The organism is Gimesia chilikensis, assembly GCF_007744075.1.
Taxonomy (GTDB): domain Bacteria; phylum Planctomycetota; class Planctomycetia; order Planctomycetales; family Planctomycetaceae; genus Gimesia; species Gimesia chilikensis_A.
The window spans coordinates 1,138,854-1,162,317 of record NZ_CP036266.1 but is presented as its reverse complement, the minus strand read 5'-3'; the positions used below and the strand labels follow the sequence as shown (position 1 = coordinate 1,162,317).

Sequence of the window (23,464 nt, the reverse complement as noted above, 5' to 3'; positions counted from 1 at the left end):
CCGGGTTCAACTCTGTACTGGTTCTGAATTGAGTACACGCAGCACCTGCTCTGTTGTGACAGGCTGAATCAGTCCCCGTTCGGTGATGATGCCCCGAATGAACTTTGCCGGTGTCACATCAAACGCAGGGTTGTAAACATCAACACCTTCTGGCGCAGTCTGTTTGCCAAATCCGTTGGTGATCTCCTCCGGTTGCCGTTCTTCAATCGGAATCTCGGCACCGCTTTCCAGGCTTAAGTCGAACGTACTTGACGGCGCGGCGATATAAAAAGGGATATCGTGCAGACTTGCCAGCAGTGCGACGGAATACGTGCCGATCTTATTTGCGGAATCACCATTGGCGGCGATCCGGTCTGCTCCGGTCACCACGGCCTGGATCTTGCCTTCTTTCATGACCCAGCCCGCCATCGAGTCACTGATGAGAGTCACGGGAACATTCCGCTGCATCAGTTCCCAGGTCGTCAGTCGCGCGCCCTGTAATAACGGACGGGTCTCGTCCGCGTAAACGTGAATTCCCTTCCCCTGCCTGGCCGCTTCGAAGAAGACCGCCAGGGCCGTCCCTCCACCCGAAGTCGCCAAGCCGCCGGCATTGCAGTGTGTCAACACACCATCACCGGGAGAGAGCAGCGCCGCTCCTACTTCACCGATTTTATGACACATCTCCAAGTCTTCGACCTCAATCCGCCGTGCTTCTTCCAGCAGCAGCGCATGCATGTCACCGCTGTCCAGATCCGCTGAATCCGCAGCCAGCTTCTGCAAGCGATCAAGTGCCCAGAACAGGTTCACCGCCGTCGGCCGACTTCCTGCCAGATAGTCAGCAACGGTTTTCAGTCGTTGATCAAATTCCGCACGCGAGGTGCCTGCGTCCGTCTGCAAACCTACGACGACACCATAGGCGGCTGCGATCCCGATCGCTGGTGCGCCGCGTACACTCAACCTTTTAATCGCCTCCCATACCGTTTCGACATCGTGACATTCAATCTCTTTGTACTCGGTCGGTAACAGGGTCTGATCGATCATCTTCAGATATCCATCTGTTCCACCCACCCAGTGAAGTGTGGCGACATCGGAAGCGGCCTCGTGCTCGGTATTCATATTCATTCGTCTTCTATTAGATGTGAGAAATTAATTCGTAAAGGCAGCGTCTGAAGTGCATTCTAATCGAAATCACCTCAAACAAAAAACCCTGTGGTTTCACGAGCTTTTCCATTGATTCTGGTAATCTGTCTCTGGTATGCTCAAAACACTCTCCTTTTTAAAGATCCTTAAATATCACAGGATTTTTCCTTCCTGCTTAACTGAATAACAGCTGAATTCAAGGAATCAACGCTATGCTTCTGACTGCCCGTAAAATCTTTACCCTCTCTCTGCTGACCATCGCCGGTCTGATGGTTTCCGTGACAACACCTCTGAGCGCTGAAGAACACTGCGAAAGCGATTTCGTCAGCATCTTCAACGGTAAGAATCTGGATGGCTGGCAAGGTGCGACCGACGGGTATTTCGTCAAAGACGGCATGCTGATCAGCAAGAAAGAAAGTGGCGGTAACCTCTTCACCGACAAAGAATACACCAACTTCGTACTGCGTTTTGATTTCAAACTCGACGCCGGTGCCAACAACGGGATCGGTTTCCACGTTCCCCTGAAACCCAAAACCAGCCCTGCCTATGCCGGTAAAGAACTCCAGATTCTGGACAACACCGCCGAAAAATATGCCAAGCTGCAGGACTATCAGTACCACGGTTCGCTCTACGGAACAGCTGCTGCCAAGCGTGGCTATCTGAATCCTGTGGGAGAATGGAACACCCAGGAAGTTCTCGTGAATGGCAACCATGTCAAAGTGACCCTCAACGGCACTGTTATTCTGGACTACGACATGGGAGACGCCAAGAAGAATGGCACGATTGATCACAAAGATCACCCCGGTCTCAAACGGGACAAAGGCTATATCTGTCTGTGCGGCCATGGCGCCGAAATCGAGTTCAAAGATTTCCGGATCAAAGAACTCAAGTAGTCGCTCTCCAGACGGAACCTGATTCTTCCCCCCACGACAACAGGAAAAGTACGTATGAGCTCTGAACAGCAACCGGCTTCCAGCGAAGTCACGCGCAGAAGTTTCCTCCGCACCGGCGGTGCCGCAGCCGCCGGTCTGGCCTGGACCGCAAAAAGTTATGCCAGCATTCTGGGCGCCAATGATCGAATTCGCATCGGATTTATCGGTGCGGGCGGTATGGCCAACGCCCACATGAATACGTTCAACGCGATCAAAGATAAGAACAATCTCGAAGCGATCGCCGTTGCAGACTGCTGGCAAACCCGGGCAGAAGAAGGCAAAACCAAAACCGGCGCACAACACGCATTTGGTGACTACCAGAAAGTGCTCGAGATCAAGGACATCGACTATGTCACGATCGCGACGCCGGAACACTGGCACTCCCAGATGACCATCGATGCCCTCGACGCCGGCAAAGCCGTCTACTGTGAAAAACCGATGACGCACAGCATCCCCGAAGCTCAGGCTGTCATCAAAAAGCAGAAAGAAACGAAGCTGCCGATCCAGGTTGGTGTGCAGGGCATGTCTGACGATTCTTACTCTTCCGCGGCTAAGGCCATCGAAGAGGGAGTGCTCGGTCAGGTTGTGCAGGCCCAGATCGAATACGTGCGTCGTTACGGCGATCAGGGTCCCTGGCGTCGTCCCGGCCTGAAAGACAATGAACCCAAACCGGCCGATCTCGACTGGAATGCCTGGCTTGGTAAAGCGCCGAAGATCGACTGGAACCCGCACCACTACTTCGAGTGGAGGAACTATGGTCAGTATTCGGGCGGTATCTGCACCGACCTGTTCATTCACCGCATCACCCGCATCATGAAGGCCTGTAACCTGCTCTATCCACGACGTGTCGTTGGGATGGGCGGAATCTGGCAGTGGAACGATGGTCGCAACCTGCCGGACAATTTCGAGATGATCTGCGAGTACCCGCGGGGCATGACCGTTTACGTGCTGGGTACCATGAGCAACCGGGTGGGCATCGATCACCTGATCCGCGGTTATCGCGGCACACTCTACTTCACCCGTGAAGGCTGGGTCGCCAAAGATAAAGACGGCAAAGTCCTTGCGGAACACAAAAAGTCGGGTGCAGAAGATACGAAGCTGCATCATACGAACCTGCAAAACCATCTGCGCAATGGCGAACCACTCAACTGCCCGACTGAACTCGGACTGGCTGGTGTTGTCGCCGTCAACATGGCCAACGAATCATGGCGGTCCGGACAGATGATGGGCTGGGATACCGAAAACGAAAAGATGGCTCCCGCCAATACTCTGGAACTCAGCCACTTCCCGGAAACCACCTGATCGCTGCCACAGCGATACTGGATTTCACCCACGCCCTGGCAACAGGGCGTTTTTTATTTGCTGAATGCCGCGTCACAATTTTAAAACGCATCGCATTCTACGCGAAGGCACCAGCGGCTCAAGCTGAAGTTGCTGCACTGTTCATTTAGAAAACGGGGGGAAGATCCGGTACTCAGCATGAATTTACTGGGAGTCGAAACAACGATTCATTAAAATGAAAGAGGATTTTAATGAAAGCAGATCGGCATGTTTCGCTCTAAAATCATGATCTCTCTCTGCATTCTTCTCGGCACCGGTCTGGGCTGCTTTCTCGCGCACGAGTATTGGACGAACCACCTGCAAGAGTGGCAAGAGAAGCCGGTTATCGATACCCGTCATCAAAGCATCTGCTTCTGGGTGATTTACGCCAGTGCTCTGCTCGCCACTCTCGTAGCCAGTTGGAAAGAACGAACTTCACTCTGGCTCTCGCTGATCGGTATCACAGTCGGCTGGTTTATCTTTTCTTTACTTGCAGGCCCGGCTTATAGTTTCAGCCCCACGGCAACGCAACAGGGGCTCCTTCCAGCAGAAGTCATCCGGGAACAGTTAAACCGACAGACGTTCGGCATGCTCCTCGGTGCGTTCCTCTTCCTCTACTGGCCTGAAATAGGTCGATTCCTGAATTCGCTGAATGGAAAAGATTCCGCTGCGCTTACAGCGCCCCGCTCCCCGTCAGAATCACACGGATCGTCTTAAAGAGGATCTTGATGTCATTCCAGATGCAGCAGTTCTGTAGATACATCAGGTCCAGAGAAACCTTTCTGCGGAAGCTCTCCACGTTGTTGTCGTAGCCGTTGACGATCTGAGCGACTCCGGTCAACCCGGGCTTCAGGCCCAGCCGATCGATGTAGCCTGGAATCTCTTTGTTCAAGCCTTCGATGAACTCAGGCCGTTCCGGCCGTGGCCCCACCAGTGACATCTCACCTTTGAGTACGTTCCAGAGTTGTGGCAGTTCATCAAGCCGCGTCTTTCGCATGAAGCGTCCCAGCTTCGTCACGCGTGGATCTCCTTTGACGGCGAACTGTGCGCCGTTCTTTTCCGCATCCACACTCATCGTACGGAACTTGTACAACGTGAACGGCATCCCGTAACCGCGCTCATCGCGACGGTCATTGCCGGCAACACGACGGTCCCGGGACAGGTTCAGATCTGACAGATCAACCTGTTCCTGTCGTCGATCGTTTTTGTTTTTCTTCCGGTAATTCAGACCAACGCGGGTCTGTTTGAAGATGGCGGGACCCGGTGAAGACAACTTGACCAGCACAATCAGCGTGACCAGTAACGGCGACAGGATCACCAGCATCGTCGCTGATACGAAGATGTCCAACAGCCGCTTGATCAGCCGAGTTCGCTCTGACAGACACCGTACATCCACGCGCGGCTCTTCCAGATGCAGCCGGGTCAGCCATCCCGTGGAACGCCACAGTTCCACATCCAGATAGCCCTTGACCAGATCCGAAAGTTCTCCGGGTGGGATCGTACCTTTGACCGGAGTTTTTGATTGATTTGCCAGCACTGAACTCATGGGGAAACGCTTTCTGCTACCGGGAGATTTTGAGCAGGCCGTGGCTTGTTACCTCATAAGCAACTGGCTGGCTTTGACTTCCTGCCCGTGCTTTCGCCGTCGGCCCGTTCGTGAATTACTAGATTCACTTTAAAATTAGCTCCCGATTGCCCCCCATGTTTCCCGGGAAGTACAGATTTTACGAGTCCATCCCCTTTCACTTTCAGCTTTGTCAGATCCTAATAAAAAAACGGTCACAGGAGAAATTATAATCATCTCTCCTGTGACCGTTGTAGCGATTTTTATGGCTGTGGAATTGATCAGTTCCGTCTACAGAGAGGAATCTCCCTTGATCTGGCTGGACAGACCACCAGCGGCGGGCAGATACATTTTCTCTGCATAGTCCATCACCATCCGGTCCGCATTGAACCGCCAGCCCAGTGTCCGGATCGCCCGTTTCATGCGGTGAATCCAGCCTAAAGGCAGGTCATCGTAGTTCCGATCATAGTACAACGGAATGACTTCATCACGCAGCACCCGCATCAGGTTCACACCGTCGCGGTCGTCCTGAATCTCCTGGTTGACGTGTGTCCGACCTTCGCCGATCGCAAAACCGTTGCTGCCATCGAAGGCTTCCGCCCACCAGCCATCCAGGATGGAACAGTTTAAGCCACCGTTCAACACCACCTTCTGACCACTGGTACCCGATGCTTCCAGAGGACGCCGCGGGTTATTCAACCAGACGTCAACCCCCTGTACCAGGTGACGTCCCAGGTTGATGTCATAATCTTCCAGCAGCACGATCTTACCACGGAACGGTGGTTCCTGGGTCAGCTTGAAGATCCGCTGAATGATCTGCTTACCCCGTTCATCGGCGGGGTGTGCTTTACCGGCAAAGATGAACTGCACAGGCCGCTCGGAATCTTCGATGATCTTCAGGAAGTTTTCCATGTCCTTCATCACCAGGTCCGCACGTTTATAAGGCGCGAACCGACGGGCAAAACCGATCAGCAGCGCGTCCGGGTTCAGTGCATTTCGCAGATGGCCTACTTCTTCTTCCGAAGTCCCACGCCGCCGTGCCTGGATTTCCAGCTGATCGCGGGCGTAAATGATCAGACGATTTTTCAACGCCTGATGCGTCTCCCACAAATCCCCGGGGGTAATCTCTTCAATACCCGCCCAGACGCTGGCTTCGCCGGTTCGATAGTACCACTTGGTCGGCAAGACACGGTCGTAAATCACACGCATGGGAGCTGCCAGCCAGGTCGGCATGTGCACCCCGTTGGTGATATGTCCAATGGGAATTTCTTCTTCACTCCGCCACGGCCAGAGTGATGCCCACATCCGGCGGCTCACCACTCCGTGCAGGTTCGAAACCGCATTGGCCAGTCGGCTCAACTTGAACGCGAGCACGGTCATACAGAAGGTCTCACCTTCATTCTGTGGATCGACGCGTCCCAGTCCCATCAACGCATGATGGTCGAGACCCAGCTGATCTCCCAGCGGTCCCACATGTTCTTCCACCAGGCCTGCATCAAACCGGTCGTGTCCGGCTGGTACGGGAGTATGGGTGGTGAAGACGCAGGAAGCCGCGACATCACGCAAAGCATCGTCGAATGAGAAACCATCTTCGTGCATCCGACCACGGATCCGCTCCAGCGGTGCAAAAGCGGAGTGACCTTCATTCATGTGAATCACACTCGGACTGATTCCAATCGCTGCCAGGGCCCGTACACCGCCGATACCCAGCATGATTTCCTGACGGATACGCGTCCGCTGATCGCCGCCATACAGACGCGCGGTCAGGTTCCGATCCTCTTCACTGTTTTCCGGCACATCGGTATCCAGCAGATACAGCTTGATACGACCGACGTCAATTCGCCAGACCTTCGCAAAAATCTCACCCGAACGGGTCGCCACGGAAATCATCACCGGCTTACCATCAGGAGTGTAAGCGGGAGAGATCGGCAGATTTTTGGTCTTGGCTTCCGTGTACGATTCCTGCTGCCAGCCCTCTTTGTCGATGTGCTGTGAAAAATAACCTTCGCCGTAGAACAAGCCGACAGCAACCAGGGGCAGTCCCAGGTCAGAGCAGCTTTTCAGATGGTCACCAGCGAGCACACCCAGACCGCCGGAGTAGATATGCAGCGATTCATGAATCCCGAATTCCGCGGAAAAATAAGCCGCACAGCGGTGCCCCAGAATGGTCGCGTTGGTCGAACCCCAGGTCTCCGAACGCTCCATATACTCCCGCCAGCGACGATAAGCCACGTTCACGCGGGAGTGCAGACTCAGGCTGCTCAGTTTCTTTTCCAGTTGCTCAGGACTGTATTCTTCCAGCAGCAGCACCGGGTTATGGTTTAAATCCGCCCATCGATCCGGGTCAATCAGATGAAAAATCTGAGTAACGTCAGGCTGCCAACTCCACCACAGGTTACCGGCCAGGTCACATAGCTTCTCATACACAGTTTTCTTGCTTGGCATTGAAGATCCATCCAATCGATTTCGATTTATGCGAGTCCGTCATCCTCCAGAACGATCCCGGGACTGATTGACTGCTGCCCCCGGAGTCATCGCGTAACTGCGATCTCTGGATTATGATAGATAAAGTAGTCCGTTCAAAAAAGGTATTCAAAGTATAATGATCTCAACGTCGTCTGGGAGCCTTAACAACCAATCTTTCAACAGGTTAACGCGATCTGAAAATGAAGAGCCTCAACCTGTCTCTCCCAGCCAACCCAGACTAACCCCTGCACCCCGATTTCCGGTTTGCTACAATGCTTTCAATATCAGCCCTGGATCATATTTCGAATCGTTTCAGGCTGACGAAAAGCGAACACATTGTAATCAGGTCCGCCGGATTTGAAAGATTTTAATATGAATATTCAGCGCATCACAGACCTGCCCTCTCTGCCACAACGCATGACTGACTCACATAAAGGGACCTTCGGCAAAGTTCTGATCATTGCCGGCAGTCCCGGCATGAGTGGTGCGGCCTGTCTGTCCGGCATGGGTGCGCTGCGGGGCGGCTCGGGGCTGGTCTTCATCGCGACTCCTGTTTCGGTTCAATCCATTGTGGCCTCAGTCAATCCCTGTTACCTCACTATTCCGCTCGAGATGGACTCCGAAGATCAACTCACTCCCGAGTCCCGCTCAAATCTGCTCGACCAGTTGTCCGGTTTCGACGCCGTCGCCATCGGTCCCGGCTGTGGTCAACGTCCCTGGGTCCGCGATTTGACGCTGCACCTGTATGAGAAACTCACACAACCATTAATTGTCGATGCCGACGGCTTGAACTCACTCGCCGCAGCAGACTCACCTCTCCCCGATCCGGCCGGCCCCCGAATTCTGACGCCACACCCCGGCGAATTTTCGCGACTCACTAAAGTCACTATCAAAGAGATCACCGCTGACCGGGAATCACATGCGCTGGAATTCGCCCGACAGCACAAGGTCATCCTGCTCCTCAAAGGCGCAGGCACCATCATCACCGATGGCTCCCGCATCGCCGTGAATCCAACCGGTAACGCAGGCATGGCGACCGGAGGCACAGGCGATGTCCTCACCGGATTGACCACCTCCCTTGCCGGTCAGGGACTGCCCCCTTTTGACGCCGCCCAACTGGGAGCGTACCTGCACGGCCTCGCCGGTGACCTGGCTGCTGACGATCTGACGCAACCCGCCATGATCGCCGCTGACCTGATCGACTACCTCCCCGATGCCTGGCACGAACTCCTCGCCAATCAGCCAAGTGAGTGAGCGATTGCCGTCGGCCACCGCGCATCATACAGATCGACACGAAATCGAAAAGCGAAACATCGGGCACCAGTAAACACGCACCGGGCCTATTTCGTCTTCTGTGAGACTTCCTGGGCAACCGGCATCGGATACTGGGGCGAATTCGCGTCCGGCTTCCGTTTCAGCAGTTCCGATAACTGGAAGCTGAAATACTTCTGATTCGCAGCCGGCTGACCATCGGTGCTGGCATTCGCGACCCACAGCTTCGTCGATTTCGGCTCAAACAGAACGTTGTGCAGATTCGACTTCATCGCCACCGGACGGCTCATCAGCTCGATTGCGGACTCAGCGGTGAATTTGCCATAGCCATTCTTCACCCGCTTCGAGAGTTCCTGGTAGCGGTCTCCCGCAGACAGCAGTGCGGAATCTTTAACGGGGTTCGGCAGCAGCGGATGAAATTCGCCAGGTTGAATCACCTGCATTTTCTCCCAGCTGGTCGCCATCCCGACCGAGCGATTCGTTTTGCCATCCGCGATCACGTAATAATATTCACACGTGCGATAGTTGTCTTTGAAGACCGCAATCGCTTCGTCCAGATCTTTGGCTGTCTCCAGAACTTCGCGAACCAGAAACGCCATCGGCACTCCGGCCCAGTGTCCGAGTCCACGACCACCCATCTCACCAATCGAAACTGACTTCATATTCATTCCGGTGACCGAACCGATGAATCCCGCATAGGTCACATTCACAAATGGAATGCCTCCTTTCGGCTCTGCGACGACCAGCACTGCATGATCCTGCAGTCCCCAGTCACACGCGTAATCCAGCACACGACCGTGATACAGGGTGCCATCCTTCGTCGCAGTGTTCGCCAGAGAAAATCCGCTGCAGTGGAACATCTCAGGGATAAAGTTCGTCGCCCGTACATCCTCGTAAGCGATTTCCGCCCCCGCAGCCAGCCCCTGCATCTCGTCGACATACTTCTGCGGCGTATACGGTTTCTGGATCTGAATCACCGTTTCAATCGCCTGGCGGGGTTTGAGTTTCACCAGACCAAAATCCACAAGCGTCGTATCCCCCTTCTCATTCAACAGGTTATACATGTTCTTGCGGATGTGCTCCTTCAGCAGAACTCCCTGCTGGTAACCCATTTCGTAATGCGTCCCTTTGAGATGCAACACCAGGTAGCCATCCACTTTTTCCAGCCAGCCATCACCACAGCGGGCAATCGTCTGAGCCGCAGCGGGTCGCGCTGACAGACAGATCAGGGCTAGAAACAGAAGAAAACTGATACCTGTTAAACGGCGCGGATTACGAAGCATGAGAAGATCCTTTGCTCTTGTCACAACGATCGGAAGTGGTTGATAAGAAGTGAATTCCGGTCTGCCTCATTATGCCAGAATCACTCAGTCTTACAAAATCTATTTTCCCAACTCAACTAAAAAATGAACATAAACTCAGTTTTCAGGCCTTGATCACAAATCAAAGCCCCTTGGACTTGCAAACGGCTACCGGAATGTGTGAAGATTAACCCACACAAAGCCCTGTAAGTTACCGTTTATACCTTACAGTTCAGGCTGGGGTTTCAAAAACTCCTCAGCAACAGCTGAGTCGCTGTCGGGCTTGATTTACGTCTCATCCTAAGCTCCCTTGTTAGCAATCCCTATGTTTCGAGTTCTGGGTAACACCGTTGTCCGCTACTGGCAAGTCTTTCTTGTCTTCTGGATTCTGGCAGTCGCCGGTGTCTCTTACGTTGCGCCCGAGTGGTCCAGCGTTGTGCAAAATGGGGAATTTGCGTTCATGCCCGCTGACTCGCCCAGTCTGCAGGGTGAGAAACTCTTTAAACGCGCCTTTCCCGATGACCTCCTGGCCAGCAGCATCGTGCTCGTTGTCCGTCGCGAACATGGCGACCAGGGACTCCGCCCCAAAGACCTGAAATTCATTGAGGATACACTCAAACCCCGGCTTGAAGAAATTGCGGAAGAACAGGGCGGCTTTGCCACCGAACGCAAAGACAACAACAGTCAGACCCTGACATCGAACATCTCCCGTATCCGCACCTACACCGATAAATCGATCGGCGACCTGCTGCAGAGTGAAGACAACAAAGCCTCGCTGGTCATTGTGGAACTCTCGACCGAATTTCTCGATCAGAGCAACGCGCAGACCGTCGAGAGTATCGAAAACCTGATTCAGAATGACGAAGTATTCAAACAGACAATCGAGCCCGGACTCGATATCTCGCTGAGCGGTATCGCCACCGTTGGACGCGATATGATCCGCGCTGCCAACCAGAGCGCCGAAGCCACCGAACTCTGGACCGTGCTGCTCGTGATCCTGCTCCTGATCATCATCTATCGCGCACCGATCCTGGCACTCATCCCGCTGTTTACCGTCTTCGTCTCCGTACAGATCGCCCTCTCCGTACTGGCGATCCTGGGAGACTGGGGCTGGGTCGGACTCTTCTCCGGCATTGAAGTCTACGTGACCGTCATCCTCTACGGGGCCGGCGTCGATTATTGTCTGTTCCTCATTGCCCGCCATCGCGAGGAACTCGAAAAAGAATGTACATTTAAAGAAGCGATCTCTAACTCGATTGCCACCGTCGGTGCGGCTCTCGCCGCCAGTGCAGGTACCACCATGTGCGGTATCGGCATGATGGTCTTCGCCCAGTTCGGTAAATTTCAGCAGGCCGGTGTCGCCATGGCCCTCAGCCTGTCCTTCGTTCTGATGGCCTCCCTGACCCTCACGCCTGCCCTGCTCTGCCTGGCGGGACGCTTCGCTTACTGGCCTCAAAGCTTCAATGAACGCGTCGCCATTTCCGCAGGCTGGCTCACCCCCTCCAGCGTTATGGCCCGGCTTATGCAGCGCAACTGGGCCGGCTCTGTCTGGGAAACGGTCTCGCAGGGACTGCTTAAGAATCCCGGCAAAATCTGGCTCTCCACCTTCCTGGTCCTGTTCCCCTTCGCATTGATCAGCCTCGCCTGTTATGGCAACCTGAGCTACGGTCTGCTTTCGGAACTGCCCAGTGAAGACCCCAGCGTCATCGGCACCAAGGCCGTCCAGGGACACTACCCCGCCGGTGCCACCGGACCTTTGACCCTGCTGTTCGAGAATCCCGACATCAACTTCTCCGACGCGGAAGGCCGCGATGCCATCGAGAAGCTCACCGCTTCCCTGCTCGATCAGAAAGACGAGCTCGGTATCGCTGACATCCGCAACATGACCAAACCGTTCGGCATCGGTGCCGCCGACGAAATGGAGAAGGCCAGGAACCTCACTGGCCTCAAAAAGATCGGCGCCCTGAGCCGGATCAAGCTCATCAAAAATTATTACGTCAGTTCGGAACCCGAGCTCGAACATCATGTCACCCGCATGGACCTGATCCTCGAGAAAGATCCCTTCTCGCACGACAGCATGAAACAGCTCGAACGCGTGAAGACCGCCGTCAACAAAGGGCTCCCCGATAAACTCAAAGGGAATACCGACCTGTATTACATCGGTGCCACCGCCAGTATCAGCGACCTGAAAAATGTGACCGACCAGGACCAGGCCCGCATCGATGTCCTCGTGCTCGCCAGCGTGTTTATCATCCTGGTCATCCTGCTCAGACGACCTGCGATTTCCGCATACCTCATCGTGAGTGTCTTCTTCAGCTACCTCGTCACACTCGGCATTACCTTCGCCGTCTTCTGGGCACTCGATCCGCAGAACTTTGCCGGTCTCGACTGGAAAGTGCCTATGTTCCTCTTCACGATCCTCATCGCGGTCGGCGAAGACTATAATATCTACCTCATCACCCGCATCGATGAAGAACAGAAACGCCTCGACCCCGTCGAAGGCGTCATCTCCGCCCTCAAGAGTACCGGCGGAATCATTTCCAGTTGCGGGATCATCATGGCCGGAACCTTCTCCTCGCTGATGGCAGGTACCCTGGTCGGGATGCAGCAGCTGGGCTTCGCCCTCGCCTTCGGCGTTCTGCTTGATACCTTCATCATCCGCCCCATCATCGTTCCCGCTTACCTGATCATGCTCTATCGAGGCTACTTCGGCTCCTGGGGCAAGTACCTCGGCGCCGCCCAGTTCCTGGAAACCAAGCCCCGCCCCGAACTCGATACCTCCCACACCAAATAATTTCGCCGAGCGATAATCCAAACAAGATAACCCGTGACGGCGTTTCAAATGACACATCCCCCTGAGCAGCAAGGCACCAGCCGCCGGTAACCACGGTTGACGAAGATCCAGAAACCGCCCCCAAAACCGGGAGCCCCCAAATACAATTCGCACCGCACGCAGCGACCTGGAAACCCACAGCATAAAATCACGGGCGTTTCCACAACCTCTCCCTCCCTGACCTGATAACATCACCACTGAACCTCCCGCACTCACCGCTGAACAGACTCCCCTTGATTCGCCTCTCCCGAATCGTATGCTACTCCCTCTGGCTCGCGCGCGAGGCAGGTTGGCGAGCACTGGAACATTCAACACCAGTGCCCCGTTTCCACCTGAAACAACGCCGCTTTTCACTCTGTTTCCACTGGAACAATATGAACCCATGCGAAATGTTCTCCCCACTTTGTTCACGGCACACCAGGACAAACCCCGGCCACACCAGGACAAAATCCACGACACACCAGGACAAAATCCGGCCACATCGGGACAAAATTCTGTCTTGACTCCCCGCTGCCATTCAACACAATCAGCCGATCAAATCAAAGAACTGCAGACAGTCAAGAGTAGATACAAGGGGCGGTACCCATGTGTCCGCCCGCCTGGCGACCTGCCACCAATATCAACGTCCCAAGGGAAGCACAGTCCGCCCACCTACCCTGAGCGGTACGGAACCAGCCGCCGGTACCAGAACCAGCGTCAGCCTTTCTCCGCGCAACAACTCCTTCGACCCTCACAGAATCGAAAACAGCGCAGGAAATCATACCGATCGGCGTCAACGCGCATAGAGGAAGCATCACCAGCGCACATCAACCACCAGTGAAAAGAAGAAGGGGCGCAGCAAGACGCCCAAACCAGAACCAGCCAGCGCCTCAGCGAGGCGTATGAATAATCAACTCCGGCAGCGCCGCCGACCGCGAACCAGGCACCGGCGGATTATCAGCTGGCCGGAACGTAAACACGGCCGAGAACTTGGGCTGATCGGTAAAGTTCCGTGTCGCTGCATGAAAGGTTCGGCAGTGGAAAAACAACACATCCCCGGGATGCAGTTCTGCCAATACACCGGTCTCAATCAGAGCCTGATTCTCCGGCAGGTCCGGACGCAGAAAGATCCGCTCGTCCAGACGCTCGGGACCGAATTCCATCCGGTGAGTTCCGGGAATCACTTTCAGACAACCGTTCTCCCGGTTCTCTTCACCCAGTGCCACCCAGACACTGATCAGCTCTTTCCGCTCGAACGACCAGAAACGGATATCCTGGTGCCACAGCGTATCGCTGCTGAACTGCGGCTGCTTGGTCATGATGCAGTTATGGTGCGCCAGCGGCATCACGTAGTCGTCCCCCAGGAGTGGTGTCAGACGATTGACAATCGCCGGGTGGTTCACCAGATCGGTAAAACTCATCCCCCGGCTGTGCGCCTGTTTCAGCCGCCGCACGGTCTCCCCGCCAATCACCTGCCGCGACGCGGGCGAACCGGGATACTCCACGTCCGCCTCATACTCGACCGGCTCCACAACCTGCGCCAGCCCCTCTTGCGTCGCCGCCAGCATCTCCTGCCGCAGCGATTCGGGACAGAGATTCCGAAAAATCAGGTAGCCGTCCTGCTCGAATTTCTCAACTTCTTCCGCAGACAGCCGCTCCTGGGACAGGGACTGTGATGGTGATGCCATGGTTTCCAACTCTGATCATAAAGACACGCACCGGCCACCGGATCAATCACGCCAGATCCGGCCCGGCTCATGCCGTTATCATACAATTCCGATTTGGAAAATTAAAGTAGTGAAATTAAGTTATCTCATTCTCATTTTTTTACCGGCTGCTTTGTACCGGCAGTCTGATAATCAGGAACTTCTATCTCGACCGCCCTGCGGATATCATCATGCGCCTTCAGTAACCTATCCAACTGTGCCTGGATCTCCTCGGGCAACGGCTGCAGTTTCGCCAGCGCGACACCTGCCTCATATTGATAAGTTTCGTTTTCACCTTCCAGCAGTACAGCGATATCAGCGGATGACTCCCTGGCTCCCATTTCACCCAGGGCTCGTGTTGCCATATATCCCACCCCTTTATCTTTGAGTTTCGCCACCAGGGCCGGTATCGCCGGGCTCGCGTCAATTCCCCGCATACCATAATTGGAAAGTGCGTACGCTGCACTTCTCCGCACTTTTTTATCCTGATGCGACAACCCGCGAATCAGCGCAGCTACAACTTCCGACTGGTACGCGGTACGATTTCCTTCAGGTTCCATGAGTTCGATGTGCCCCAATGACCAGGCAGCAGAGCTGGCGACCCGGGCGACGTCGTTTTCGACTTTCTTAATCAAGTCAGTAAGTGTTGCCTGATCTGCCTGACCAATCCTTCCGATACTCGATGCCGCCGCGGCGCGGATTTGTATCTCATCGGAATCGAGATACTCCCGACTCCATTTGAGTGCCTTCACATCACCGCGCTCAACGTTCTTCAGAGACCATTCGCGATAAATATTCCCTGCAAATCGAAAGACGCCTGACATCTGTAGGCCCACAATCACTGCGAGCAAGACCACCAATGCGATAATATAACGAGTAGCCATACAACACCTTTGTTGATTCAGAGTTCAGTCAGTGGGGCTTCCCCACTTCGCCCGGTACCGTGCGTTTGATTTCAGCAGCATCCAACCCGGCAGAAATTACTTCTACCATCAATCGGTGATCAGCCCTCCTCGGACTTCCCCATCGTTACAGATCACTGTAATCCGTATGATCGATGACACAGATCGCCTGACAACCAAGCGGTGATGCCAGTCTCTCTGCAGGCGAAATTCCCCATGCCGACCAGAGCGCTTCTGTCTCATCCATGTAATACTGAGACATATCAATCCCAGCCTCTTGAGGGAGGGGCGTTCCCTGCTCCTGTATTGTGGCATCATTATAGATCACCTCACGCCGCAACTCTCCGTTTTCAAAACACGAGAAAAACGCACAGCCACCCGTCGTTTCGATAATGAAAGAGAGCACCTGCCCCATCTCGTTGCTCAATACTGCCAGCTCCTTATTAGCGGATGGCAGAAGGTAAGAGGGATCGAACAATAACGTCCAGGGACCATCCTGCCAGAGGAGATACACCGTTTTTCCCGGGTTGTCTTTGCGCCACTCACTGGAGGGGACAAACTCCTCGTGCGTGTCTTTCCATTCCCAGATAGAATCAGTATCAGGGAAATCACCCGCCGCATCCACGATCTCCAGGTGAGGAAACACCCGCGGAAACACTTTCAAAAAATCAGCAACAGATGATTTTGTTGCAATCAGACCAACATGCATACCCACGATTCAGATACCTTTTCTATTACCGGATCAGCAATTCAACCATTGACTTGCTGTCCCCTGGATTAGATTCAGCGCTCAGCCCCGGCCAATTAATTTGACTGTGATCACGCGCTCTCGTCGTCTGATTTTCCAACAATGCCAGCGAAAAAAACGCCAATAGATGATATTCCTGCAGCGGCATCCCGTGTACTTAATCAATCTGGCACGACTAACCGAAGGGACTGCCGAACCACAGTCCTCACATTGAAGATAATTTCCTTCTGCAGAAAACCATCCGGAACTGTTGCAGGGATGCACAACAAAGAGCTCTTCAAGGCGTTTTTTGTGTAGCGTGGGCAGTTTTTTCCTGAGCCATTGCTCTCGTCTGGTTCCGGTCTTGTAGTTCGCCATCCAGGCATCAGCATCACTTAAGTCAGCCGGATTGGCAGCCTTTAATTGATCCTTTAACTCTTGTGACCTTCGCTCCACTTCTGCTTTGCACAGTTTCTTGAGCAGCTTCTTTCGTTCTTTATCCATCCAGATCACGACCTCTCATAGACAGACATCAAAGAATACAAGCGGAGATCACTTAGCTGCTTCGCACCAGTTCCAGGTACCAGCCGTCCGCACCGTGCAGTTTGATCTCCCCGTCCAGCGGGAGCCAGTACAACTCGAACAGAATCGGCTGCCGACTGCCATCTCCGGGCGTCTGTTCCCAATGCCGCCAGCGATCTGTCCGCTCCCCAGCATACTGCACATGGTAATACCATGCATCAATTATTTCCCGTTTTCCGAACGGTTTCAGATCAATGGTCTGGCGGGCGATCAGCTGAGGTGTGGAAAACGCATCCAGCCCTGTCTCTTCCCGGGCTTCGCGCAGCGCCGCGGCGGCAGGTTCTTCACCCGCCTCAATGGTGCCTCCCGGAATCTGCGTTCCCGCCTCCGGCACCGCAACATGATCGAATACCAGCAGCGCGTCTTCACAGGTGATATACGTAAACACGCGATCGCGGTAATTCATTTTTCACACACAGTTGAAATATAAGTGAAACCAGAAGCGTGCCATTTCATTGGATTGCTGAATCAATTAAAGGAATGATTCAAAAGCTTCTCCTGAAATAAACGCATCCAACATCTCTCTTTGCTCATTACTAACGAGTGCCTGTGGTGTAAAACCATTTTCGTCTGGATCTGCTAACAGAAAATCCCTGGCCCGTTCCGCTGCTTGACTGAGGGCTGATTTTTCAGCACTCGTCATTTCGTTGAAGTACAGGCTGAGTGATTCTTGCAGCTGAACTGCATAGTCCGGCGCAATTTGGTCTTCGTCCCCAAACATCATGAGCCAGATATATTCAAACGTCATATCCGCCAGTGTTTTCATGCGCTGTCCCTGTTTTCCCCACCTGATGCATTTATCAAACGATGCTGCAGTCAGAATCTAATGAAAGCGGAATCATTCGCGATCCGTCACTTTCATTGGTTTTCCCTGTGCACAATCAACTCCAGTTCAGTGCGCGGCTCCAGAATTCGCGGGATCACAAAATCCGGTTTAAGCGTCAGGCCAGAGATTTTAGACAGCGGACACCATTCAAAGACTTCGAGTTCGTTCTCTTCTGTCCCCGCCAGTTCCTCGCCGTGCCAGGCGACTTCGTAATAGGTACTCAGTTCGTGAAAGTTCCGTCCTTCCAGTTCGAAGAAGTTCTCCGCCGCGATCACCGGACGCAGCACTTCAAACCCCGGACCAATCTCTTCGGTCAACTCCCGATGCATGGCGGTCAGTGAATCTTCATTCGTCTTGATCCGCCCCCCCGGCAGATACCACCACTGCCGATCCACGGGCCGACACAACAGCACCTCATCCTCCCGACGCACAATCGCCGCCACCCGCAGATTCACGCGGTAGTTATTCAAATCCAGTGTAATATCGGTCATGAGAATTTATTTCTGACTCACTTCTCCAGCAGTTTCATCACATGTCGCCAGCCAAAGCGTTTGGCCAGCGTGAATGGTGTATCGCCTTCGGGGGTTTTTAAAGTCGGGTCGGCACCTGCTTCCAGCAGAATTTGGACAACCAGACCATTGCCGGCCAGCGCTTCGCGGTGCAGCATCGTCCAGCCCTCGTCATCGGTTTCATACACCATCTCTTTGGATTGCTGCAAGGCTTCCCGCAGAGAATCTCCCATGTTGATGCACATTGGATGCTCCAGCATATTCAACTTCCGCTCTTCCGGGTCGATCACCGGCTTCTTACCCAGCAGTCGTCCCAGAAAACCAACCGGCTCGGTGGGCACATACACTACCTCGATCTCATCGGGCTCGCTGAACTCCATGCCCCACGCTTTGTCGTGCGCACGTCGCTGACTGGCAGGCAGCCGCGAACGGATCAGGTTGACGGTAAACCCGCCATAAGCCCGCCCCCGGATGGAATAGATCCAGTCCGAAAGTGCTGACAGCGGCTCGCAGATCGGATCCCCGGCTTTGACACTGGTCACCCACTCGGGGTCATTATTCAGTGTGCCCATAATCTCGCGACCATTACACTCCACATCACTCACCCACATGTGTTCCAGCTCGGGATCGTCGGGGGACATCCCCTCATCGGCAAAACCCACTTTCACCGCCGCGAAATCCAGCGCGGGTAAGATCCGCCGCCGTTCCCACGAAAGCTCCCGCCAGAAATACTTGAATGTCTTCCGCGCCTGCTGACTCGCAGCCAGCATCTCCGGATCATCGCCTTTGCTCATTGCAATTCTGTCTTCAAGCCCCATCGCAGATCACCCTCGCTTTTTCTGATTCGGGAACAGCGAAATCAACATGTGCCGCCAGTCATGAAACCAATCCTGACACGATTTCACCGTCAAAGCAAGAAAATCTCCTGAAAACCGGCCTGACCACCAAACAATCGATAACACAATAGATGGCCCCGAATGTAATTCGGGGTGAGCGCAGCGAACAGGAAACTGTCAGAGAATACATGCTGGTAGAAACAGACATCGCTGCAGGGAAATCCGTAGGGGCGGCGCCTGCGTGCCCGCCCGCCTGGTGACATTCTGAACTGAAGCAGACATCGATTGGACCCAGACACCACTTTCGAACGGCTCCACTCACACGACATCGACACCGCGGGCCGCCACACAGGGCGGCCCCTACAATAATCAATACTCAGAGCAACTGATCACAATACACAAGATCCACAGAATTCCCTCACATGAACTTCGTCCCCAGCTCATGTTCCGAACTCAGCAGCGAGGTAAACGCGTACGGATTCTCCAGCTCCAGCCGCCGTGCCAGGCGAAATCCCTGCGGAATAATCCAGAATGGCGTGTCCTCTGAAAACGGCACCATCGCATCAGAGAGATTATAAAACGTCTTCGCGCAACATTCTTCAAACGTGTACTGCGCCTCTCCCAAGAGATCACCGCTGCGTTCTGCAGACTGTGTCTTTTCGCGAATCCGGCGATGCAGTTCATGCCCCCGGCACCAGCTCTCGGAATCGCGACTCATCAGATACAGCTCTCCCAGCGTACCTCTATCCTCACAATGCCGCAGAAAAAAAGCGAGCATCTCTTCCAGGCAGCGGGCTGTTTTATCTCGACTCATATTGATCCAGCGACGGTTTCAGTGATTCGGCCTCCTGTTTCAGGAAATCCCCTGCGAATGTACGCCGTTATCCACCTGCTGCGCCGCCAGCAACCAGCAGAGCGCCGCAGGCAACTCGGCCCGCCAGGGTGCAATCGCATGCCCCCCTTTGTACTGCTGATACTGCACCGTGGCCCCCTGATCCTGAAACGCGGTTGCTGCCCACTCCACGCCTTCGATCTGCGAAATTTCCTGGTACAGGCCTGACGGGGGATGCGTTACCTCGGTCTCGGTCTCCTGATCCCCCACGCTCAACCAGAACCGCGCATGATTCACAGGCAGCTCCGGTTCCTGCTGTGCGAGCCACCAGAACGAACCCGACTGGCACAATACCTGGCTGAACAGCCCGGGATACTGAAACGCGACATGCGCCGCAGCCAGACCGCTCAGGCTCAGACCACAGATGAGATTCCCCTCAGCCTGCGCATGGGAACGGGCACATACCCAGGGAACGACTTCCTGCGCGAGAAATTGCGAGTAACGCGGGTTCCAGAGATAATCCCGCTGGCGATCTTCGCTGCTGACATGAGAAACGAACGCCAGCGTCAGGGGAGGAATCTGCCCTCCCGCCATCAACTTGCTGATCAGCGGCAGACAGTCCATATCACGGAGATAATGTTCGGCGTCCAGAAACAGACAGAGTGGATGCACGCTGTCCTGCGGTCCCGGCACCAGCCAGAGGTTTCGGGAATAATCACCAGCAGCGGAAGTCATGACCTGAGGCGCAGGAGTCACGGTACTGCTCTTTCAACGGGATCCGCTTCACACCAACCTGCCTGTTACAAAAACGACAGAGCGGCTGAAGCACGGGCGGATAACTGTCTGATTATCATGACAGAACTTCCCGGATTTGCAATAGTATTTGGCACCAGCCACGAGGCACTCAGTCAGGTCACTGCAGAACCCTTACCGGCGATAAGTGGCCACCCACTTCCCATCCGCATGAAAGATAATTTCATTTGCTTTCACTTTCACTCCCACCGATTTCGCCCTGGAGTCGATAAACGCGATCCGCTGCCGATCCACATTCAGTCGATCGGGGGTCACCTCAATGTTAAACCCCGCGGTTTTGATGGTCGCCGTATCACCCGAGTAAGTAGCATCTAATTTCCAGCTGTCAGACTGTGCGGTTACCGAACGCCCGCTGGCCAGCGTGCCGCTACTCATACCACCAGCGGTCGCCAGCATCACTGCCCCACCGACGGCCAGTGCCATCAGCAGTAAGCCCGTAAATATTCTGATCCGTTTCAACCAGGAACTGGTTCCAGCCTGCTCTGTCATAGCGACCCTTTAATGTGAACAAATTTACGGATTCAAATCGTACCCGCCCGTTAGACCGGGGTCAATCAGATTACAGGCACAATCCCCTCAGTCGGATCTGCTCCGCTTTCACAACCGATCCACCCCCACAGACTTATCATAAACCTTTTCATCATTGAGAGATAAACGGCCTGCAACACATTCTAAACCTCGCAGATCAGAATCAGCGCAGACTGGAGTGCTAGCTATTCGATTCGACTTCGGCTTTATTGGAGAAATTCTGATTTAATCGGAAAGCCGTGATCACCACCAGCAATGAAATCGCGGTCAACACACCGCTGGCCCAGACATGGGGGCTCAAATCAGTCTGCCGTCCCATGTGTTGCAGCATAATCACAATACAGATCGCCCCTACCGCCCCGCCGATCCGCTGTGTGATATTCACCAGCGTCGCCGCATCTCCCATCTGTTCCGCTGTCACTGCCGTATAAGCGGCTGTCATCGCAGGCATCTGCGCCAGTGCAATTCCGGCTCCCCGCATCGCCAGCGCGATAAACAGAATCGGTGGCGACAGTATCTCTGAATATAGAAACGGCAGACTCGAACAGAACAGAAGCACCGCTCCCCACAGGGAAACCTGCCCGGCACTGTAGCGGTCGGTCAGGGTCCCCCCCACCGGCAGTACCAGCGCACTGGCCAGTCCCATTACCAGCAGGAGCAGTCCCGTTCGCGTCAGACTCTGATCGAGTTCAATCTGAAAATACAAGGGCAGCAGAAGCAGCGCGCCGTACATATTCGCTCCGGTCAATCCGGTCGTCAGCGTGGCGGTTGTAAACGTCTTGTTCCGCAGCAGACGCAAGTCGATCAACGGATCCGCCGCGCGAAAGGCATGCAACGTAAACGCCATTGAGAGCACCACACCTCCCAGCATCGCTCCTACGGTTAACACCGTACCGCCGGAAACGCCGGTCTCGGTACTCCCATACAGCAAAAGCGGCAGTCCCAGACTGAGCAACAGAAACCCCCAGCGGTCCAGACGCTGTCCCTCATTCAATTCGCCAGCTGGCACCAGATTACGGGCTGCCAGCAGAGTGATAATTCCCAGTGGTACATTGATCCAGAACAGCCACCGCCACGAAGTCGTTTCGAGCAAGACACCACCCACCGCGGGACCGATGGCAGGCCCCAGCGCAATCACCAGTCCCAAAAGCCCCATAATTCGACCCAGCTCTTTCTTTCCCGCCGTCGAACCAATGATCGCCTGCCCCGCAGGCACCATAATGCCTCCCGCCAGGCCCTGCAGTACCCGCGCAATAATCAGGCTCACCGGTCCCGGAGACAGCGCACAAAAGGCAGAAGCGAGCACAAACGCAATCAGACTCCCCGCCCAGGTGCGTCCATATCCGAAGCGTTTGCCCAGCCAGCCTACTGTCGGCAGTGAGACTGCCAGGGCACACAGATAGCCGGTCGCCACCCACTGCACCAGAGTCAGTGTTGACTGCAGGTCGGACCGAATCGATTCGATTGCCAGATTCGCCACTGTAGAATCCAGCATCGCCATAAAGGCCCCGGCACCAGTCACCGCGGAGATTTTCCACGTCAGTACAGGAATCCGTGGAACTGTGGTCGTCATCTTACTCATGGGATCAGCAACAGTTTTCCAGTCTCAGGCCGGGAGGTCCAGTGGCTCCAGCAGATACCTGCCGAATGGATTAGCAAAGCATTCTTCGTCCGCATTGATCCAGTCATCTTTTCGAGAGATGCGATAATAAGGCGCGTCTGCACTCGTCGAAAACGTATGCCCCTCTTCAAACACAGGCGACTCGCACATCTGGTAGTGATTGAACTCGGTCAACAGGAAAGCGGCCTCACGATTCTCCACACTCGCAGGCACCGCGGCATCGGGCATCCCGAAGATGTGCATGCCGGTGCTGTAAAAATGCGTCTCACAGCCCACCAGCATCACATGCGACTGCAACAGGTCCAGCGTATCTTCAGCAAAGTTTTTCGCCCGCCAGTCAGCCGCTGAATGGGCGACTCCCGAATTTTCGAATTTGACACCCAGCCCGCCACAATCCAGGCAGACATTGATCAAGGCATGCAGCCGGTACAACTCATTCAGCCCCGCATTGGGCCAGATCAGGTACAGCACACACTGATGCGTATCCAGCGTCGCGATATCTTCACCGCTGATGCTGCCCTGCCCTCCCAGTTGAAAGGCAACGGAAATCTGGTCATCGTGCTCACCAAATTCACAATGCGCCGAGAATTTATGTTCGACCGACATCAAAATGGAACCGGCATAAAGGTACTTGCCCCCGGTCTCATTCATAACCAGCGGCAGCAGTTCCTCCGGCCCTTTGATTGACATCGGAATACAGACGATGGTATCCACCGCTTGACTCCTCTCTGATAAAACTCCTCTGCCCGGCTGCCTCGCGCTAAGACAGATATTCAGCCGGAATATTTACTCTGCG

22 protein-coding genes are annotated in these 23,464 nt (G+C 54.5%); 5 read left to right on the top strand and 17 right to left on the bottom strand.

Going from position 1 to position 23,464, the window contains the following annotated elements; translation table 11 throughout:
- Positions 1–6 precede the first annotated feature (6 nt).
- The gene (gene mtnA, locus HG66A1_RS04585; protein ID WP_145193697.1) at positions 7–1,095 is read right to left on the bottom strand and encodes an S-methyl-5-thioribose-1-phosphate isomerase; all 1,089 of its coding nucleotides are present in this window, start codon (positions 1,093–1,095) and stop codon (positions 7–9) included.
- A 236-nt stretch (positions 1,096–1,331) separates the two neighbouring features.
- Here mtnA and HG66A1_RS04580 point away from each other — a divergent pair, with 236 nt between their 5' ends.
- The 3 genes from HG66A1_RS04580 to HG66A1_RS04570 all read left to right on the top strand — a co-directional run bounded on the left by HG66A1_RS04580 (position 1,332) and on the right by HG66A1_RS04570 (position 4,088).
- Positions 1,332–2,012: a DUF1080 domain-containing protein gene (locus tag HG66A1_RS04580; RefSeq protein ID WP_232102132.1), complete on the top strand. Its 681-nt coding sequence runs from the start codon at positions 1,332–1,334 to the stop codon at positions 2,010–2,012.
- 54 nt (positions 2,013–2,066) lie between these two features.
- Complete coding sequence (locus HG66A1_RS04575; RefSeq protein ID WP_145181062.1) at positions 2,067–3,353, top strand: Gfo/Idh/MocA family protein; 1,287 nt, start codon at positions 2,067–2,069, stop codon at positions 3,351–3,353.
- Between the two features lie 246 nt (positions 3,354–3,599).
- A complete protein-coding gene (locus HG66A1_RS04570) occupies positions 3,600–4,088 on the top strand; it encodes a hypothetical protein (protein ID WP_145181061.1) in 489 nt (162 codons plus the stop codon).
- Here HG66A1_RS04570 and HG66A1_RS04565 read toward each other — a convergent pair.
- Together HG66A1_RS04565 and glgP are read right to left on the bottom strand one after the other, a co-directional pair.
- Positions 4,045–4,917: a sugar transferase gene (locus HG66A1_RS04565; RefSeq protein WP_145181060.1), complete on the bottom strand. Its 873-nt coding sequence runs from the start codon at positions 4,915–4,917 to the stop codon at positions 4,045–4,047. The genes HG66A1_RS04570 and HG66A1_RS04565 overlap by 44 nt on opposite strands.
- A gap of 309 nt (positions 4,918–5,226) precedes the next feature.
- Positions 5,227–7,380: an alpha-glucan family phosphorylase gene (glgP, locus tag HG66A1_RS04560; RefSeq protein ID WP_145181059.1), complete on the bottom strand. Its 2,154-nt coding sequence runs from the start codon at positions 7,378–7,380 to the stop codon at positions 5,227–5,229.
- Between the two features lie 393 nt (positions 7,381–7,773).
- Between glgP and HG66A1_RS04555 the strand changes: the two genes are divergently transcribed.
- Complete coding sequence (locus HG66A1_RS04555; RefSeq protein WP_145181058.1) at positions 7,774–8,655, top strand: NAD(P)H-hydrate dehydratase; 882 nt, start codon at positions 7,774–7,776, stop codon at positions 8,653–8,655.
- Positions 8,656–8,741: 86 nt separating this feature from the next.
- Here the strand turns inward: HG66A1_RS04555 and HG66A1_RS04550 are convergent, their stop codons facing one another.
- Positions 8,742–9,956 carry a C45 family autoproteolytic acyltransferase/hydolase gene (locus HG66A1_RS04550; protein WP_145181057.1) on the bottom strand — a complete coding sequence of 405 codons (1,215 nt, stop codon included), beginning with the start codon at positions 9,954–9,956 and terminating at the stop codon, positions 8,742–8,744.
- Positions 9,957–10,299: 343 nt separating this feature from the next.
- Here HG66A1_RS04550 and HG66A1_RS04545 point away from each other — a divergent pair, with 343 nt between their 5' ends.
- Positions 10,300–12,768: an MMPL family transporter gene (locus HG66A1_RS04545; protein ID WP_145181056.1), complete on the top strand. Its 2,469-nt coding sequence runs from the start codon at positions 10,300–10,302 to the stop codon at positions 12,766–12,768.
- Positions 12,769–13,676: 908 nt separating this feature from the next.
- Here the strand turns inward: HG66A1_RS04545 and HG66A1_RS04540 are convergent.
- From HG66A1_RS04540 to HG66A1_RS04480, 13 genes are all read right to left on the bottom strand, one after another.
- Positions 13,677–14,474, bottom strand: a complete 798-nt coding sequence (locus HG66A1_RS04540; protein WP_145181055.1) for a phytanoyl-CoA dioxygenase family protein — start codon at positions 14,472–14,474, stop codon at positions 13,677–13,679.
- A 131-nt stretch (positions 14,475–14,605) separates the two neighbouring features.
- Positions 14,606–15,376 (bottom strand): HEAT repeat domain-containing protein, encoded by a 771-nt coding sequence (locus HG66A1_RS04535; RefSeq protein WP_145181054.1) that lies wholly within the window; start codon positions 15,374–15,376, stop codon positions 14,606–14,608.
- A gap of 145 nt (positions 15,377–15,521) precedes the next feature.
- On the bottom strand, positions 15,522–16,109 hold the full coding sequence (locus HG66A1_RS04530; RefSeq protein ID WP_145181053.1) for a hypothetical protein: 588 nt from the start codon (positions 16,107–16,109) through the stop codon (positions 15,522–15,524).
- Positions 16,110–16,184: 75 nt separating this feature from the next.
- Positions 16,185–16,625, bottom strand: a complete 441-nt coding sequence (locus tag HG66A1_RS04525; RefSeq protein ID WP_145181052.1) for a hypothetical protein — start codon at positions 16,623–16,625, stop codon at positions 16,185–16,187.
- Positions 16,626–16,677: 52 nt separating this feature from the next.
- Positions 16,678–17,109, bottom strand: a complete 432-nt coding sequence (locus HG66A1_RS04520) for an NUDIX domain-containing protein (protein ID WP_145181051.1) — start codon at positions 17,107–17,109, stop codon at positions 16,678–16,680.
- Positions 17,110–17,175: 66 nt separating this feature from the next.
- Entirely contained in the window at positions 17,176–17,469 is a 294-nt protein-coding gene (locus HG66A1_RS04515; protein ID WP_145181050.1) for a hypothetical protein, read from the bottom strand.
- A gap of 92 nt (positions 17,470–17,561) precedes the next feature.
- A complete protein-coding gene (locus HG66A1_RS04510) occupies positions 17,562–18,020 on the bottom strand; it encodes an NUDIX hydrolase (protein ID WP_145181049.1) in 459 nt (152 codons plus the stop codon).
- 17 nt (positions 18,021–18,037) lie between these two features.
- The gene (locus HG66A1_RS04505) at positions 18,038–18,832 is read right to left on the bottom strand and encodes a DUF2314 domain-containing protein (protein ID WP_197996980.1); all 795 of its coding nucleotides are present in this window, start codon (positions 18,830–18,832) and stop codon (positions 18,038–18,040) included.
- 460 nt (positions 18,833–19,292) lie between these two features.
- The gene (locus tag HG66A1_RS04500) at positions 19,293–19,688 is read right to left on the bottom strand and encodes a hypothetical protein (protein ID WP_145181047.1); all 396 of its coding nucleotides are present in this window, start codon (positions 19,686–19,688) and stop codon (positions 19,293–19,295) included.
- Positions 19,689–19,727: 39 nt separating this feature from the next.
- On the bottom strand, positions 19,728–20,462 hold the full coding sequence (locus HG66A1_RS04495; RefSeq protein ID WP_145181046.1) for an alpha/beta hydrolase: 735 nt from the start codon (positions 20,460–20,462) through the stop codon (positions 19,728–19,730).
- A gap of 171 nt (positions 20,463–20,633) precedes the next feature.
- The gene (locus tag HG66A1_RS04490; RefSeq protein ID WP_145181045.1) at positions 20,634–21,008 is read right to left on the bottom strand and encodes a hypothetical protein; all 375 of its coding nucleotides are present in this window, start codon (positions 21,006–21,008) and stop codon (positions 20,634–20,636) included.
- A 220-nt stretch (positions 21,009–21,228) separates the two neighbouring features.
- Complete coding sequence (locus tag HG66A1_RS04485; protein ID WP_145181044.1) at positions 21,229–22,620, bottom strand: DHA2 family efflux MFS transporter permease subunit; 1,392 nt, start codon at positions 22,618–22,620, stop codon at positions 21,229–21,231.
- A gap of 33 nt (positions 22,621–22,653) precedes the next feature.
- A complete protein-coding gene (locus HG66A1_RS04480; RefSeq protein WP_145181043.1) occupies positions 22,654–23,382 on the bottom strand; it encodes a DUF4261 domain-containing protein in 729 nt (242 codons plus the stop codon).
- Positions 23,383–23,464 lie beyond the last annotated feature (82 nt).

What these genes read in the sequence shown, in the direction of transcription:
- mtnA (WP_145193697.1), bottom strand. Translation starts at nt 1,095, where the DNA reads ATGAATACCGAGCACGAGGCCGCTTCCGATGTCGCCACACTTCACTGG.
- HG66A1_RS04580 (WP_232102132.1), top strand. Translation starts at nt 1,332, where the DNA reads ATGCTTCTGACTGCCCGTAAAATCTTTACCCTCTCTCTGCTGACCATC.
- HG66A1_RS04575 (WP_145181062.1), top strand. Translation starts at nt 2,067, where the DNA reads ATGAGCTCTGAACAGCAACCGGCTTCCAGCGAAGTCACGCGCAGAAGT.
- HG66A1_RS04570 (WP_145181061.1), top strand. Translation starts at nt 3,600, where the DNA reads ATGTTTCGCTCTAAAATCATGATCTCTCTCTGCATTCTTCTCGGCACC.
- HG66A1_RS04565 (WP_145181060.1), bottom strand. Translation starts at nt 4,917, where the DNA reads ATGAGTTCAGTGCTGGCAAATCAATCAAAAACTCCGGTCAAAGGTACG.
- glgP (WP_145181059.1), bottom strand. Translation starts at nt 7,380, where the DNA reads ATGCCAAGCAAGAAAACTGTGTATGAGAAGCTATGTGACCTGGCCGGT.
- HG66A1_RS04555 (WP_145181058.1), top strand. Translation starts at nt 7,774, where the DNA reads ATGAATATTCAGCGCATCACAGACCTGCCCTCTCTGCCACAACGCATG.
- HG66A1_RS04550 (WP_145181057.1), bottom strand. Translation starts at nt 9,956, where the DNA reads ATGCTTCGTAATCCGCGCCGTTTAACAGGTATCAGTTTTCTTCTGTTT.
- HG66A1_RS04545 (WP_145181056.1), top strand. Translation starts at nt 10,300, where the DNA reads ATGTTTCGAGTTCTGGGTAACACCGTTGTCCGCTACTGGCAAGTCTTT.
- HG66A1_RS04540 (WP_145181055.1), bottom strand. Translation starts at nt 14,474, where the DNA reads ATGGCATCACCATCACAGTCCCTGTCCCAGGAGCGGCTGTCTGCGGAA.
- HG66A1_RS04535 (WP_145181054.1), bottom strand. Translation starts at nt 15,376, where the DNA reads ATGGCTACTCGTTATATTATCGCATTGGTGGTCTTGCTCGCAGTGATT.
- HG66A1_RS04525 (WP_145181052.1), bottom strand. Translation starts at nt 16,625, where the DNA reads ATGGATAAAGAACGAAAGAAGCTGCTCAAGAAACTGTGCAAAGCAGAA.
- HG66A1_RS04520 (WP_145181051.1), bottom strand. Translation starts at nt 17,109, where the DNA reads ATGAATTACCGCGATCGCGTGTTTACGTATATCACCTGTGAAGACGCG.
- HG66A1_RS04515 (WP_145181050.1), bottom strand. Translation starts at nt 17,469, where the DNA reads ATGAAAACACTGGCGGATATGACGTTTGAATATATCTGGCTCATGATG.
- HG66A1_RS04510 (WP_145181049.1), bottom strand. Translation starts at nt 18,020, where the DNA reads ATGACCGATATTACACTGGATTTGAATAACTACCGCGTGAATCTGCGG.
- HG66A1_RS04505 (WP_197996980.1), bottom strand. Translation starts at nt 18,832, where the DNA reads ATGAGCAAAGGCGATGATCCGGAGATGCTGGCTGCGAGTCAGCAGGCG.
- HG66A1_RS04500 (WP_145181047.1), bottom strand. Translation starts at nt 19,688, where the DNA reads ATGAGTCGAGATAAAACAGCCCGCTGCCTGGAAGAGATGCTCGCTTTT.
- HG66A1_RS04490 (WP_145181045.1), bottom strand. Translation starts at nt 21,008, where the DNA reads ATGACAGAGCAGGCTGGAACCAGTTCCTGGTTGAAACGGATCAGAATA.
- HG66A1_RS04485 (WP_145181044.1), bottom strand. Translation starts at nt 22,620, where the DNA reads ATGACGACCACAGTTCCACGGATTCCTGTACTGACGTGGAAAATCTCC.